11 protein-coding genes and 1 pseudogene are annotated in these 13,710 nt (G+C 72.3%); 9 read left to right on the top strand and 3 right to left on the bottom strand.

All coding sequences use genetic code 11. The features are described 5' to 3' along the window. Window positions 1–66 precede the first annotated feature (66 nt). Complete coding sequence (locus FHX44_RS31460) at window positions 67–624, top strand: hypothetical protein (protein ID WP_147259092.1); 558 nt, start codon at window positions 67–69, stop codon at window positions 622–624. Between the two features lies 1 nt (window position 625). Next, entirely contained in the window at window positions 626–2,092 is a 1,467-nt protein-coding gene (locus FHX44_RS31455; protein WP_147259091.1) for a dihydrolipoyl dehydrogenase family protein, read from the top strand. 78 nt (window positions 2,093–2,170) lie between these two features. Here the strand turns inward: FHX44_RS31455 and FHX44_RS31450 are convergent, their stop codons facing one another. Both FHX44_RS31450 and FHX44_RS43940 read right to left on the bottom strand, forming a co-directional pair. Beyond that, entirely contained in the window at window positions 2,171–3,379 is a 1,209-nt protein-coding gene (locus FHX44_RS31450; RefSeq protein ID WP_212612735.1) for a DUF480 domain-containing protein, read from the bottom strand. 249 nt (window positions 3,380–3,628) lie between these two features. Beyond that, window positions 3,629–4,281 (bottom strand): annotated as a pseudogene (locus tag FHX44_RS43940) (ABC transporter ATP-binding protein); the annotation flags it as partial. Window positions 4,282–4,462: 181 nt separating this feature from the next. On the opposite strand from FHX44_RS43940, the gene FHX44_RS31440 reads away from it, so the two are divergent. From FHX44_RS31440 to FHX44_RS31410, 7 genes are read left to right on the top strand one after another with little or no spacing between them, the layout of a single operon-like run. Beyond that, window positions 4,463–5,743, top strand: a complete 1,281-nt coding sequence (locus FHX44_RS31440) for a CaiB/BaiF CoA transferase family protein (protein WP_147259090.1) — start codon at window positions 4,463–4,465, stop codon at window positions 5,741–5,743. A gap of 40 nt (window positions 5,744–5,783) precedes the next feature. Further along, entirely contained in the window at window positions 5,784–7,112 is a 1,329-nt protein-coding gene (locus FHX44_RS31435) for an MFS transporter (protein ID WP_147259089.1), read from the top strand. Window positions 7,113–7,126: 14 nt separating this feature from the next. Beyond that, a complete protein-coding gene (locus tag FHX44_RS31430) occupies window positions 7,127–8,248 on the top strand; it encodes a zinc-binding dehydrogenase (protein WP_147259088.1) in 1,122 nt (373 codons plus the stop codon). Between the two features lie 31 nt (window positions 8,249–8,279). Further along, complete coding sequence (locus FHX44_RS31425; protein ID WP_246170691.1) at window positions 8,280–9,836, top strand: aldehyde dehydrogenase; 1,557 nt, start codon at window positions 8,280–8,282, stop codon at window positions 9,834–9,836. A 2-nt stretch (window positions 9,837–9,838) separates the two neighbouring features. Continuing rightward, a complete protein-coding gene (locus FHX44_RS31420; protein WP_147259087.1) occupies window positions 9,839–10,774 on the top strand; it encodes an HpcH/HpaI aldolase/citrate lyase family protein in 936 nt (311 codons plus the stop codon). Then, window positions 10,771–11,739: a 2-hydroxyacid dehydrogenase gene (locus tag FHX44_RS31415; protein ID WP_147259086.1), complete on the top strand. Its 969-nt coding sequence runs from the start codon at window positions 10,771–10,773 to the stop codon at window positions 11,737–11,739. The genes FHX44_RS31420 and FHX44_RS31415 overlap by 4 nt, the downstream gene beginning before the upstream one ends. A 27-nt stretch (window positions 11,740–11,766) precedes the next feature. Beyond that, complete coding sequence (locus tag FHX44_RS31410; protein ID WP_147259085.1) at window positions 11,767–12,441, top strand: GntR family transcriptional regulator; 675 nt, start codon at window positions 11,767–11,769, stop codon at window positions 12,439–12,441. A gap of 293 nt (window positions 12,442–12,734) precedes the next feature. Here the strand turns inward: FHX44_RS31410 and FHX44_RS31405 are convergent, their stop codons facing one another. Then, window positions 12,735–13,679 carry an NADP-dependent oxidoreductase gene (locus FHX44_RS31405; protein ID WP_147259084.1) on the bottom strand — a complete coding sequence of 315 codons (945 nt, stop codon included), beginning with the start codon at window positions 13,677–13,679 and terminating at the stop codon, window positions 12,735–12,737. Between the last annotated feature and the right edge of the window lie 31 nt (window positions 13,680–13,710).

Below are 13,710 nucleotides of genomic sequence, written 5' to 3'. Positions count from 1 at the left end.
CGGAGCCGCTCGCCCGCCAGTCGATCCGACTGCCCACTTCATCTGCACCATTCGGAAGGATCAACCATGACCACCGCTGCCGCGTCGAGTTCGACGGGGAACGCGTCCGTTCTTCGATATCTGTATTTCGTCCGTTTCGGGTTCGCGATCGTGTGGGCCGCCTTGATGTTCGCGGTCGGGTCGGGCGTCGGGCCCGTGAGCGTGACACTGATCGTGCTGTACCCGTTGTTCGACGTGGCCGCCGCGATCGTCGATGCCCGCTCGTCCGGGGCGAGCGGATCGGCCCGGCTCCTGTACGTGAACATCGCGATCAGTTCGCTCGCCGCGATCGGCCTTATCGTCGCCCTCACCTCCGGCATCCCTGCGGTCCTGCGGGTGTGGGGCGTATGGGCCGTCGTCGCGGGGATCGTCCAGCTCGTCGTGGCCCTCACGCGCCGCAAGCTGGGCGGCCAGTGGGCGATGATCGCCAGCGGCGGCATCTCCGTGCTCGCGGGCACCTCGTTCTTCGTGCAGGCCGCCGCCGACGGCCAGACGCTGGGCAGGGTCGCCGGCTACGCCGTGCTCGGCGGGATCTTCTTCCTCGTCTCGGCCCTGCGCCTCGGCCGCGCTGCGAAGGGCAACTGACATGACCACCACTTCTGATGTCGCCGCCTTCGACGTCATCGTGATCGGCGCGGGCCCGGTCGGGGAGAACGTCGCCGACCGCGCGGTGCAGGGCGGGTTGAGCGTGGCCATCGTCGAGCGGGAACTGGTCGGCGGTGAATGCTCCTACTGGGCGTGCATGCCCACCAAGGCGCTGTTGCGCAGCACCGCGGCGGTACGGGCGGCTCAGCGACTGCCCGGCGCACGGGAAGCGGTGACCGGCGGCCTGGACACCGCGGCGGTGCTGCACCGGCGCGACAACTTCGCCTCGCACTGGAAGGACGACGGACAGGTGTCCTGGCTGCAGCAGGCCGGGATCACCCTCTACCGAGGACAGGGGCGCATCAGCGGCCCCCGCACCGTCGACGTGCCCGACAGCACCGGCGACGGCAACGGCACGGTCACGTTGACCGCACGCCACGCCGTGGTCGTCGCCACCGGGACCAGCGCACTCGTCCCCGACGTCCCCGGGATGGCGGCCGCGGCACCGTGGACCAGCCGGGAAGCCGCCACCGCCCACACCGTCCCGGCCCGGTTGGCCGTCATCGGTGGCGGTGTGGTGGCCATGGAGATGGCCACCGCCTACGCCGGCCTCGGCTCCGTCGTGACCGTGCTGGCCCGCGACGGGGTACTCCCCACCGCCGAGCCGTTCGCCGGTGAACGGGTCACCGAAACCCTGGAGAAGACCGGGGTGTCGATCCGGGTGGGCGCCGAAGCCCACGCCGTGCGCCGCGACGACACCGGAACCGTGCACATCACCCTCGCCGACGGTGAACAGGTCGAAGCCGACGAGCTCCTCGTGGCCATCGGGCGCCGCCCCAACACCACCGACCTGGGCCTGGAGGCTGTCGGTCTGACACCGGGTGCCTGGCTGACCGTCGATGACACCCTGCGTGTCCTCGACGCCCACGGCGGTCCGGTCGGGGACGGCTGGCTCTACGCCGCCGGGGACGTCAACCGCCGGGTGCTGCTCACCCACCAGGGCAAGTACCAGGCCCGCGCCGTCGGCGACCTCATCGTCGCCCGCGCCCGCGGGGCGCACGTCGACGACCGGGCATGGGGTCGGCACGCGGTCACCGCCGACGAACGCGCCGTGCCCCAGGTCGTGTTCACCGAACCCGAAGTCGCCTCCGTCGGACTGACCGCGGCCGCCGCCACCGAAGCCGGCCTGCGCGTGCGCATCGTCGACCACGACCTCGGCGCCGTCGCCGGAGCCGCCCTGCACGCCGACGGCTACGACGGACACGCCCGCATGGTCGTCGACGAGGACCGGAAGGTCATCGTCGGATTCACCCTCGTCGGCCCCGACGTCGCCGAACTCCTCCATGCCGCCACCATCGCCATCACCGCCGAAGTCCCCCTCGATCGGCTCTGGCACGCCGTCCCCGCCTTCCCCACCCTCAGCGAGGTCTGGCTTCGACTCCTTGAAACCTACGAACGACCCGCATGACACAACCGCTCGCCACCCCGCTCGGTCCTCCCCATCGACCGCCCTGCCCAGTCCGTGCGGAAACCGACGGAGCGGCGATCAGAGAGGTCGCCGCGCTACGACGTAGAGGCGGTCGGTGGGCGTCTCGACGTCACGGAGTGGGGAACGCAGGTACCACTCGATGTCCACCAGTCCGGCGGCGCGGACGGCGTCCACCACCTCGGAAGGGTCGTGCAGCACGAATTCCAGGTCGACGGGCGCACCGAAGAGCTCGTCGACGTGGCGCACCTCCTCACCTGCGTGCAGCGCGAACGCCAACCGCCCGCCGGGGACCAGCACCCGGGCGAGCCCGGCGATCACGGCCGGAAGCTCGGAGGTGGCCATGTGCACGAACGCGTACCACGCGGTGATCGCCGACCATCCCGCGGCGGCGCGCGGTCTCAGCAGGTTCGTCAGGTCGCCGACCTCGAACTCCAGATCCGGGAACAGGTTCCTGGCCTGGTCGATCATCGCGGGCGACAGGTCGACGCCGACCACAGAGGCCCCGGACGCCGCGAGCCGGGCGGCAACGTGTCCCGGCCCGGTACCGACGTCCGCGACCGGTCCGCCGTCCGCGTCGCGGGCGATGCGGTCGAGCAGCCAGCAGTCGAACGGTTTGTGCTCCAGCTCGGCCGACAGTTCCCGCGCGTAGCCCGCCGCGGCGGCGTCGTACCCGGCGAGCACACGGGCGTCGCGGACATCGGCGCCCGCGGCGATGACGACGTCCCGATCGACGGGCGCGGGTGGGGGTGTCGCCTCCGGCAGCGGGCCGAGCAGATGAGCCCACCGGCGATCCTGCTGACCCGGCCTGCGTTCCAACTCGACGACCAGGGGCTCTGACCGCGCTGCGAGCCCGCGGAGCGTGGCCTCCACCTCGGTGCGATCCTCGAACGGATGCAGCCGCGCGGCCCGGCTCCGCAGCTCGCCGGGGGTCTGCGGCCCACGCAGCAACAACACGGTCAGCACCGCCACTTCGGGCTCGCCGATCCCGACGTGCTCCTCGAGCCGCTGGTGGAACTTCACGACCCGGGATCCCGCGCCGGTCCACACCGGGCGGACCAGCTCGCGGTCCCTGAGCTCCTTCAGCGTCGCCTGCAGCAGCGAGTCGTCGTAGTCGGTGACCGGATCACGGCTGCTCGCCTGGTTGCAGGCGGTGCGCAAGGAGTTGAGGGTGAGCGGGTAGCTCGCCGGGACCGTGCGTTGCTTCTCCAACAGCGCACCGAGCACCCGCTGCTCGACGGCGGACAACTGCGGTCGTGACTCGGCCACGCCGGGAGCGTAGTACTCCCCCAGCATGATGATCATCACCCTTGCCGATCAAGGGTCCGCTCGGCGGCGGCGACCACGAGCGCCTTCGGCCACGCGACGCCCCGGTCGTCCATGGCCGTCGTCACGACCATGAACGCCCGGACCCGTTCGCCGGGTGGTGCAGCAGGGGCAAGGGCAGCCGGAAGCAGGCGCCCTCCCCCAGCGCCGTCTCCAGTTCGACGTCCCCGTCGTGGGCACGGGCCAGCGACCGCGCATGAACTCGCTCATGCCCGTGTCGGCGATCAGCCGGCCGCGCCCGATGACCACCAGGTGGTCGGCGGTCTGCGCCATCTCGCTCATGAGGTGGCTGGAGACGAGCACCGCCCGGCCCTCGCGGGCGAGCGACCGCATGAAGTCCCGGATCCAGCGGATGCCCTCCGGGTCGAGGCCGTTCACCGGCTCGTCGAAGATCAGCACCCGCGGGTCGCCGAGCAGCGTCGCCGCGATCCCGAGCCGCTGCCGCATGCCGAGCGAGAACTCCCCGGCACGGCGGCGGGCCACCCCGTCCATGCCGGTACGGGCCAGCACCTCGGCGACCCGGCGGCGCGGAAGGCCGTTGCTCGCGGCCAGCGCGAGCAGGTGGTCGTACGCCGTCCGGCCACCGTGCACCGCACCGGCGTCCAGCAGCGCACCCACCTCGGCCAGCGGCACGGGCAGGTCCCGGTAGCGCCGGCCGCCGATCGTGACCGAGCCCCCACTCGCGGCGGCCAGACCATGATCATCCGCATCGTGGTGGACTTGCCGGCGCCGTTGGGACCGAGGAACCCGGTGACCTGCCCGGCGGAGACGGTGAACGACAGGTCGTCCACCACGGTCCGGGGCCCGTACCGCTTGGTCAGCTTTCTCACTTCGATGCTCGCCACAGCCGGGATCGTGGCGACCCGCTCCGGCCGGTTCCTGGGAGCTTCTGTGCGAACCCTGTGAATCCACGGCTCCGAGCTCGCCCCGCGGGCCCCGCAGCCGCGGGACTCACAGGAAGGTCTCCGGGAGGTGTTCGGAGGGAGGGGTTGCATCCGATCGGAGCGACGATCTAGATTTTATCAAATGTTTGACACGACTGAGGCCTCCGAGCTCCCGCTCTCCGGAGTGCGGGTCGTCGACGCGGCGACGATCTACGCCGGCCCGATGATCGCGACCCTCCTCGGGGACTTCGGCGCTGACGTTGTCAAGGTCGAGCACCCGCGCGGCGACGGCCTGCGTTCCTGGGCGTGGCACAAGGACGGCGAGTCGCTGTGGTGGGCCCTCGTCGGGCGCAACAAGCGCGCGATCACGCTCGCACTGTCCGATCCGCGCGGCGCGGACCTGCTGCGGCAGCTGCTGGCCGAGACCGACGTCTTCGTCGAGAGCTTCCGGCCGGGCACGCTCGAACGCTGGGGTCTCGCCCCCGACGACCTGTTGCGGGTCAACCCGCGGCTCGTGGTCGTGCGCGTCTCCGGGTTCGGCCAGACCGGCCCGTACCGGACGCGGCCCGGCTTCGGCACCCTCGCAGAGGCGATCTCCGGCTTCGCCGACACCAACGGGCAGGCGGACGGGCCGCCGGTGCTCCCCCAGTGGCCGCTCGCCGACGGCGTCGCCGCCCTCGCAGGCGCGTTCGCGACGATGACGGCCCTGCGCCACGCCGAACGCACGGGCGAGGGGCAGGTCGTCGACCTGTCGATCTACGAACCGCTGTTCTGGATCCTCGGCGCCCAGACCACCGCCCACGACCAGCTCGGCATCGTGCCGAGCCGCCAGGGCAGCCGCACCGCCTTCAACGTGCCGCGCGAGTGCTACCGCACGCGGGACGGGCGCTGGGTCGCGCTGTCGGGTGCGACCACCGCCACCGGGCGGCGGATCCTGCGCGCGGTCGGACGCGACGACCTCGCCGACGCACCGTGGTTCGACGAGATCACCGGGCGCATCGCCCACCGCGACGAGATCGACGAGGCCATCGCGAGCTGGGTCGCCGACCGCGACAACGACGAGGTCCTCGCGACGTTCGAGGCCGCAGGCGCCACCGTCGGGCCGGTCTACTCGATCGCCGACATCGCCACGGATCCGCACTTCGACGAGCGGGGCAGCATCACCACCGTCGAGCACCCCGCACTGGGCCCCCTGCGGATGCAGGGCCTCATCGCGAACCTCACCCGCACCCCTGGCCGCATCCGCACCCCCGGGCCGCTGCTGGGCGAGCACAACGACGAGATCCTGCGCGACCTGCTGGGGTGCCCGCCCGACGAGCTCGCACGGCTCGTGTCCGAGAGCGTCGTCGGGCCCAGCGGCACCCGGCCGGAGGTCCCGTCGCCCGAACCCGCCCCGGACGCCCCGTCCGTCCGCACGAGCTGACCGAACGGCATCGCATCTCAAGGAAGAGGACAACCCCCGGATGTCGACAACCACCCCACCGGAGCCGCGGCAGGTCCGCCGCGTCGCCCTCGCCAGCGGCATCGGCACGATGCTCGAGTACTACGACTTCTACCTCTACGGGGCGCTCTCGGCCACGATCTTCGGTTCGCTGTTCTTCCACAGCACGGACCCGGCGGTCGGCACCCTGCTCGCCCTGGCCACCTTCGGTGTCGGCTTCGTCGCCCGCCCGCTGGGTGGGGTGATCGCCGGACACTTCGGGGACCGGGTCGGGCGCAAGTCGGTGCTGATCGCCACGCTGGGGCTGATGGGTGCCGCGACCGTCGGGATCGGCCTGCTGCCCACCTACGAGACCATCGGCATGGCCGCTCCGGTCCTGCTCGTCACGCTGCGCCTCCTGCAGGGCCTCGCCCACGGCGGGGAGTGGGGCGGGGCGGCGATCATGACGGTCGAGCACGCCCCCGAGGGCCGCCGCGCCTTCTACGGCACCTGGCCGCAGATGGGCGTCTACGCGGGGATCGTCGTGTCGAACCTCGTGCTCGGCGCGTTCCTGCTCCTCCCGGAGGACCAGTTCCGTTCCTGGGGCTGGCGCGTCCCGTTCCTGCTCGGCTTCGTGCTCGTGGTCGTCGGGCTGTACCTGCGGCGGTCGATCACGGAGTCACCGGAGTTCACCCGCGCCGCCGCGCAGGCCCAGGAACCGGTCAAGGTCCCGATCGTCGAGGCTCTGCGCACGAGTGGACGCAGCGTCTTCGTCACCTTCGGCGCCAAGGCGGCCGAGACCGGCACGTTCTACCTGATCACGGTGTTCGCCCTCACCCTCGCGAACCGCGAGTCCGGGCCTGGCCAGAGCGTCGCGCTGAACGGCGTGCTCGTCGCGAGCCTCGTCGCGATCGGCACCGTGGGCCTGTTCGGCGTGCTCGCCGACCGCGTCGGCCGCAGGCCGGTGTACGTCTTCGGCGCCGCGTTCATGGCGGTGTTCGCCTTCCCGTTCTTCTGGCTCGTCGGCACCGGTTCCTCCGGTGCGCTGTGGGTCGCGCTGGTCGTCGGGCTCGCCGTCGGCCACGCCTCGATGTACGGCGCCCAGACCCAGTACTTCTCCGAGCTGTTCGACGCGCGCGTCCGCTACAGCGGCGCATCGCTCGGCTACCAGCTCGGCGCGGCGCTCATCGGCGGGTTCACCCCGCTCATCGCCGCCGCCCTGATGCTGCGCTCGGGCGGCGAACCCTGGCCCGTCGCGCTCTACATCATCGGACTGTGCCTGGTGACAGTCCTGGTCATCACACTGTGGGGCCGGGTCCGCACCCGCACGACGACGCCGGCACCCGCGGCCGGCGCGCCCACCGCGTTGTGAAGGAGATCCAGCGGATGACGACGATTCCCGACCGCACGCTCGCGGCGGTCGTCCGCGCGTTCGGCGAGCCGATCGGCATCGAGGAGGTGCCGGTGCCGCCCACGGTCGAGGCGGGCGGCCTGCTCGTCGAGGTCGTGGCGTGCTCGCTGTGCGGCACGGACGTGCACTGCTGGGAAGGCTCCTTGGCCCTCGACATCCGGCTGCCCCTGATCCTCGGGCACGAGATGGTCGGGCGGATCGTCGCGATCGGCGAGGGCGCGGACGTCGACTCCGTCGGCCAGGACCTGCGGGTCGGCGACCGCGTGATCTGGACGCACTCGTTCTGCGGGCGCTGCGAGATGTGCACGCGCAAGCGGCCCGCGATGTGCCTGAAGCGCACCGCGTACGGCCACGTCTCGATGCAGGAGTGGCCGTACCTGATGGGCGGGTTCGCCCGCCACTCCTACGTGCTGCCGGGATCGGGCCGGGTACGCGTACCGGAGACGATCCCGGACGCGCTGGCCAGCATGGCCAGCTGCGCGCTGCGCTCCGTGGTCAACGCCGTGGAGCAGGCCGGCCGGGTCGGCCCGGAGCACACCGTGGTCGTGCAGGGGGCGGGCCCGCTCGGGATCCTCGCCACCGGGCTCTTCGCACAGGCGGGCGCGGGGCGGGTCGTGACGGTCGGCGCGCCCGCCGCGCGCCTGCAGCTCGCGACGGAGTTCGGCGCCGACGAGGTGATCTCGCTCGAGGACACGCCCGACCCCGCCGACCGGCTCGCCCGCGTCCGCGAGGCGACCGACGGGCTGGGGGCCGACCTCGTCGCGGAGTTCTCCGGGCACCCGGCCGCCTTCGCCGAGGGGGTCGAGATGGCCGGTCTCGGGGCCCGCTACCTGGTGGTGGGTCAGCTCGGGTCCGGCACCACGCCGATCGCGCCCGGCACGATCACGAAGAAGAACCTCACCGTGATCGGCTCGTTCTCCGGCGACGTCTCGCACTACCACAAGGCCCTCACGGTGCTGGAGCGCTACGCCGACCGGCTGCCCTTCGACCGGCTCATCAGCGGGCAGTACCCGCTCGACCAGGTCAACGACGTGATCTCGCGCATGCAGGCGTTCCAGGAGATCAAGCCCGTGCTGCTGCCCGCCGCCACCTCATGACACCACGCACGCTCGCAGGAGGTTCTCCTCGATGACCGTCCAGGACCGGATCGACACCGGTACCGACCTCGTCGCCACCCTCGCCTCGACCGCGCGGTCCGGCGCCGGCACCGGGGGTCCCGTCGCCCTGCCGATGCTCGTCGGCGGGCAGTGGACCGGCGCCGTGGACGGGGCGGTGTTCGACTCGTACGAGCCGCGCAACGGCGGAGTCTGGGCCACGCTCCCCCGGTCGTCGGCCGCGGACGTCGACCGCGCGGTCTCCGCGGCCCGCCGGGCGCTGACCGGTGCGTGGTCGCGGGTCAGCGCCGCCGACCGAGCCCGCTTCCTGATCCGCATCGCCGCGGTCGTCGACCGGCACCGGGAGGAGCTGGCCGTGATCGAGTCGCGCGACAACGGCAAGCCGCTGCGGGAGGTCCGCGCCGAGATCGACGCGATCGTGCGGTACTTCGAGTACTTCGCAGGCGTCTGCCAGACCGTCCTGGGCGAGACGCACCCGCAGCCGGCATCGGCGTTCAGCTACACCCGCCGCGAGCCCGTCGGGGTGGTGGGCGCGATCGTGCCGTGGAACTCCCCGCTGCTCATGCTGGCCTGGAAGCTCAGCCCGGCGCTCGCGGGCGGAAACACGATCGTGCTCAAGCCCGCCGAGGAGACCTCGGTGTCCTCGATCGCCTTCGCGCACCTGATCGCCGAGGTCGGGCTGCCGGACGGGGTGTTCAACGTGGTGACCGGGTTCGGCGAGTCGACGGGAGCCGCGCTCGTGGCGCACCCGCAGGTCGACAAGATCGCCTTCACCGGGTCGACCGAGGTGGGCAGGCAGATCGCCGCCACGGCCGCGGCCGACCTCAAGCTCGTCACGTTCGAGCTGGGCGGCAAGTCCCCGACGCTCGTCTTCGCCGACGCCGACCTCGACGCGGCCGTGCACCGCACCGCGTACGGCATCTTCTCGGCGGCAGGCCAGACCTGCCAGGCGGCGTCGCGCATCCTCGTGCAGGACTCCGTGCACGACGAGTTCCTCGACCGGTTCGCCGCGCTCGCCCGGCGGATCCGGGTCGGTGACCCCCTGGCCGAGACGACCCAGATGGGCTCGCAGATCTCCGCGCAGCACCGCGACAAGATCGCCGGTTACGTGGAGAGCGGCACGCAGGAGGGCGCGACGCTCGTGTGCGGCGGCTCCCGGCCCACCGAACCGGCGCTCGCTGACGGCTACTACTTCACCCCGACGATCCTCGACGGCGTCGACAACTCGATGCGGATGGTCCGCGAGGAGATCTTCGGGCCCGTGACCGGGGTGATGACCTTCACCGACGAGGCCGACGCACTGGCCAAGGCCAACGACACCGAGTACGGCCTCGCCGGGTCGGTCTGGACCCGCGACGTCGCCAGGGCCCACCGGGTCGCCGCCGGCATCGAGGCCGGGCTGGTCTGGGTCAACACCACCCGGACGATCAACCACCTCGTGCCGTTCGGCGGCTACAAGCAGTCCGGCTACGGCCGGGAGGGCGGCCTGCAGGTCATGGAGCACTACACCCGGGTCAAGTCGGTGTGGGTGGACATGCAGGACGAGCTCCCGAACTGGTACGCGGACTGACGATGGGAGCGAGGAATCCCGCACACCTGCGGCTGCGCACCCTGCTCTTCGTGCCCGGCGACCGCCCGGACCGCATCCCCAAGGCCGCCGCGGCGGGCGCCGACGGGATCGCGATCGACCTCGAGGACGCGGTCGCCCTGTCGCGCAAGGACGCGGCCCGACACGCGGTCGCCCAATCGCTCGGCGCCCTGCCGCCGAGCGGGCCGGTCGTCACGGTGCGGATCAACGCCGTCGACACCGGCCTCGCCGAGGCGGACGTCGACGCGCTCGAGCCGGTGCTCGACCGCGTCCACCTGGTGATCGTCCCGATGAGCTCCAGCCCGGACGCCGTCCGCGCGGCGGCCGCCCTCCTCGGGAAGGCCGAACGCCGGGCGGGCCTGGAACCGGGCCGCACGGGGATCATCCCGCTGGTCGAGACCGCGGCCGGGATCGCGGAGGCGCGCGAGATCGCCGCCGCCGACGAGCGGGTGCACACCCTCGCCTTCGGCCCGGCCGACCTCTCCCGGGAGCTCGGTGTCACCCCCACCGCCGACTGCGAGGAGCTGTTCGTCGCGCGCTGCCAGCTGGTGCTGGCCGCGGCGGCCGCCGCGAAGCCGCAGCCGATCGACGGGCCCCACCTCGACCTCGACGACGCCGATGGCCTCGCGCGGTCCGCGGCGAAGGCGAGGCGCCTGGGGTTCGGGGGCAAGCAGGTGCTCCACCCCCGCCAGGTCCCCGTCGTCGCCTCGGCGTTCGCCCCGACCGCCGACGAGCTGCGGTGGGCGCGGCGCGTCGACGAGGCCTTCCGCACGGCGGAAGCGGCCGGTGTCTCCTCCATCCGCCTCGACGACGGTACGTTCGTCGACTACCCGATCGCCCACCGTGCCCGGGCCCTCCTCACCGAGGACGACGACTCGCAGCACGGCCACGAGCAGAGCCCGAGGAAGCCCTCCGCATGAGCCCCGACTCCCCGCGCATCGTCGTGACCCGCGCGCTTCCGCCCGCCGCACTCGAGCCGCTGTACTCCGTCGGTCCGGTGTGGGTCTCCCCGCACGACCGGCCGCTGTCCGTCGCCGAGCTGCACCAGGCCGTCGACGGCGCGAGCGCGATCATCAGCATGCTCAACGACACGATCGACGACGACGTCCTCGACGCGGCGGGTCCGGACCTGCGGATCGTCGCGAACACGGCCGTGGGCTACGACAACCTCGACGTGCGCGCGATCACCGCCCGCGGGGCGATCGCGACCAACACACCCGGCGTGCTGGTCGACGCCACGGCCGACCTCACCATGGCGCTGCTCCTGGACGTCACGCGGCGGGTGTCCGAGGGCGACCGGCTCGTGCGCTCCGGGGCGGGGTGGTCGTGGGACATCTCGTTCATGCTCGGGTCCGGGCTGCAGGGCAAGCAGCTGGGCATCATCGGGATGGGGCACATCGGCCAGGCCGTTGCGGCGCGCGCCGCGGCGTTCGGGATGGACGTCGTGCACCACTCCCGGCGGCCCGTCGAGGCGGGCGGTTCCCGCCCGCTCCCCCTGGACGAGCTGCTGGCCACGTCGGACGTCGTGTCACTGCACTGCCCGCTCACGGTGCAGACCCGCCACCTCATCGACGCCGACGCGCTGCGGTCGATGAGGAGCAGCGCCTACCTGGTCAACACCGCCCGTGGGCCGATCGTCGACGAGGCCGCGCTCGCCGCGGCCCTCGCCGACGGTGAGATCGCGGGCGCCGCCCTCGACGTCTACGAGAACGAACCCGAGGTGCACGACGCCCTGCGCGGGCTCCCCAACGCCGTGCTGGCCCCGCACCTCGGGTCGGCCACGGTCGAGACGCGGACCCGCATGGCCGAGCTGGCGGTGGAGAACGTCGTCGCCACGCTCCTCGGGAAGGATGCGCCGACACCGATATCGGTACCGTCCACCTGACGCGGGGACCGACCAGGAAGGGGCTCGATGCCGGGCAAGCGGGATCGCGGGACGACGACCAAGGCCGAAGAGGCCTTCACCGTGATCCGGCGGCAGATCGAACGCGGGCAGCTCCCCGGCGGCGCGAAGCTGACCCTGCAGAGCCTCTCGGACGAGATGCAGATGAGCCTGACGCCCATCCGCGAAGCGCTGCGGATGCTCCAGGCGCACGGTCTCGTCGAGTACCGCCCCCACCACGGACACGTCGTCACCCGTTACTCGATCCCCCGCGCCGAGGAGATCTACCTGCTCCGCGAGACGCTCGAGCCGCTGGCGACCCGCCTCGCGGCGCAGCGGGCGTCCGAGCGGGAGCTCGAGGAGATCCGCGGGCTGCACGAGGAGTTCCGCGCCGCCGCCGAGAAGGAGGACGGCGGGCAGGGGGTGATCGTCGACCTCAACGCGCTGTGGCACCGGGCCGTGTACGAGGCCGCCCACTCCGGGTTCCTCGACGACTTCATCGACCGGCTCTGGACGGGCGTGCCGTACCAGGCGATCTGGTTCATCCACCGCCGCCACCGCTCGGTGCTCGACCACTCGGCGGTCACCGAGGCGCTGCTCGCGCGCGAGGCCGACGCAGCGGGATCGGCGATGCTCAACCACATCGAGCGGGGCAAGAAGGCCACGATCGAGCACCTGCGGGCCATCGGTGCTCCCGAGACCTGACGCCGTCGCTGCCCACGACCGGGAGCACCCCGCCACCGCGGATCATGAGCGTGAAGATCGCGGGTGTCGGTCGTCCATGGCTGTCGCGACAGCCATAGGGAACCGATACTGCGGATCAGCGGGACCCGTCATCGCGTCCAGCCGGTGCCGGGCGGTGCGGCGTTCCGCGGACCGGCCGTCGGAGGCCGCAGCAACAGCGTCCTCGTAGGAGTCGAAGCCGGCGATCACGCCACCGTAGGCCAGGTCACGAGCGCACGAGCGACGCGATCGGATCTTTCGGGGCCGGCTGGGTGTCAGGCGGTGGGCGGGAGGACGACGACCTTGCCGGCCAGCGTGCCTGCGGCGGCCTGGGCGTGGATGGCCGGCAGCTCGGCCAGCGGTACCCGCTGGGCGACGTCGACGCGCAGCTCGCCGCGGTCGATCAGCGCCACCAGCCGGGACAGCTGTTCGGCATCGTTGCGGACGAAGACGTCGATCCCGCGCACGCCGCGCTCCTCGTCGGTGGGCGCGGGCATCCACACCGTCGTGTTCACCACGACACCGCCCGGGCGGACCAGGCCGGCCAGCGCGGCGAGCTCGGCCGGGTCGATCGGCGCGAGGTTGAGCACCACGTCGACCGGCTCGGCCACCGCCGCGGTCACCCCGGTGGTGGTGTGGTCGATGATCTCATCGGCGCCGGCGGACTCGACCGCCGCGCTGCTGCGCGGGCTGGCCGTGGCGATCACGTGCGCCTCGGCCCCCTTGGCCAGCTGCACGGCGTAGCCGCCGACCGCTCCGCCAGCGCCGTTGATCAGCACGCGTTGCCCGGCCTGCAGCTTGCCGTGGTCGAACAGCGCCTGCCAGGCGGTGAGGCCCACCACCGGCAGCGCGGCGGCGTCGGGCAGCGGGACGCTCTTGGGTGCCGGCGTCAGGACCGCGGCCGGCGCGAGGACGTACTCCGCGGCGGCGCCGTTGCCGTCCATCGGCAGGAAGCCGACGACTTCGTCCCCGACCTCGACGCCGTCCACGCCCTCGCCCAACGCGTCGACCGTGCCGGCCACGTCGAGGCCGGGAGTGTGGGGCAACACCACCGGGATCGGGCCGCGCATGAAGCCCCCGCGAATGTTGCCGTCGACGGAGTTGAACGACGTCGCGGCGACCCGGATCCGGACCTCACCGGCTCCGGGGACCGGCTGCTCCACGTCCTCGTAACGCAGGACAGCGGGGTCGCCGTACTCGTGGAAACGCACTGCCTTCATCGACTTTCTCGCCTTCACTCGAAGTGGATCT

The sequence above is a fragment of the Pseudonocardia hierapolitana genome (assembly GCF_007994075.1).
Taxonomy (GTDB): Bacteria; Actinomycetota; Actinomycetes; order Mycobacteriales; family Pseudonocardiaceae; genus Pseudonocardia; species Pseudonocardia hierapolitana.
The sequence above is the reverse complement of the archived record's forward strand: the minus strand, read 5'-3'. Positions and strand labels throughout refer to the sequence as shown.

What these genes read in the sequence shown, in the direction of transcription:
- FHX44_RS31460 (WP_147259092.1), top strand. Translation starts at nt 67, where the DNA reads ATGACCACCGCTGCCGCGTCGAGTTCGACGGGGAACGCGTCCGTTCTT.
- FHX44_RS31455 (WP_147259091.1), top strand. Translation starts at nt 626, where the DNA reads ATGACCACCACTTCTGATGTCGCCGCCTTCGACGTCATCGTGATCGGC.
- FHX44_RS31440 (WP_147259090.1), top strand. Translation starts at nt 4,463, where the DNA reads ATGTTTGACACGACTGAGGCCTCCGAGCTCCCGCTCTCCGGAGTGCGG.
- FHX44_RS31435 (WP_147259089.1), top strand. Translation starts at nt 5,784, where the DNA reads ATGTCGACAACCACCCCACCGGAGCCGCGGCAGGTCCGCCGCGTCGCC.
- FHX44_RS31430 (WP_147259088.1), top strand. Translation starts at nt 7,127, where the DNA reads ATGACGACGATTCCCGACCGCACGCTCGCGGCGGTCGTCCGCGCGTTC.
- FHX44_RS31425 (WP_246170691.1), top strand. Translation starts at nt 8,280, where the DNA reads ATGACCGTCCAGGACCGGATCGACACCGGTACCGACCTCGTCGCCACC.
- FHX44_RS31420 (WP_147259087.1), top strand. Translation starts at nt 9,839, where the DNA reads ATGGGAGCGAGGAATCCCGCACACCTGCGGCTGCGCACCCTGCTCTTC.
- FHX44_RS31415 (WP_147259086.1), top strand. Translation starts at nt 10,771, where the DNA reads ATGAGCCCCGACTCCCCGCGCATCGTCGTGACCCGCGCGCTTCCGCCC.
- FHX44_RS31410 (WP_147259085.1), top strand. Translation starts at nt 11,767, where the DNA reads ATGCCGGGCAAGCGGGATCGCGGGACGACGACCAAGGCCGAAGAGGCC.
- FHX44_RS31405 (WP_147259084.1), bottom strand. Translation starts at nt 13,679, where the DNA reads ATGAAGGCAGTGCGTTTCCACGAGTACGGCGACCCCGCTGTCCTGCGT.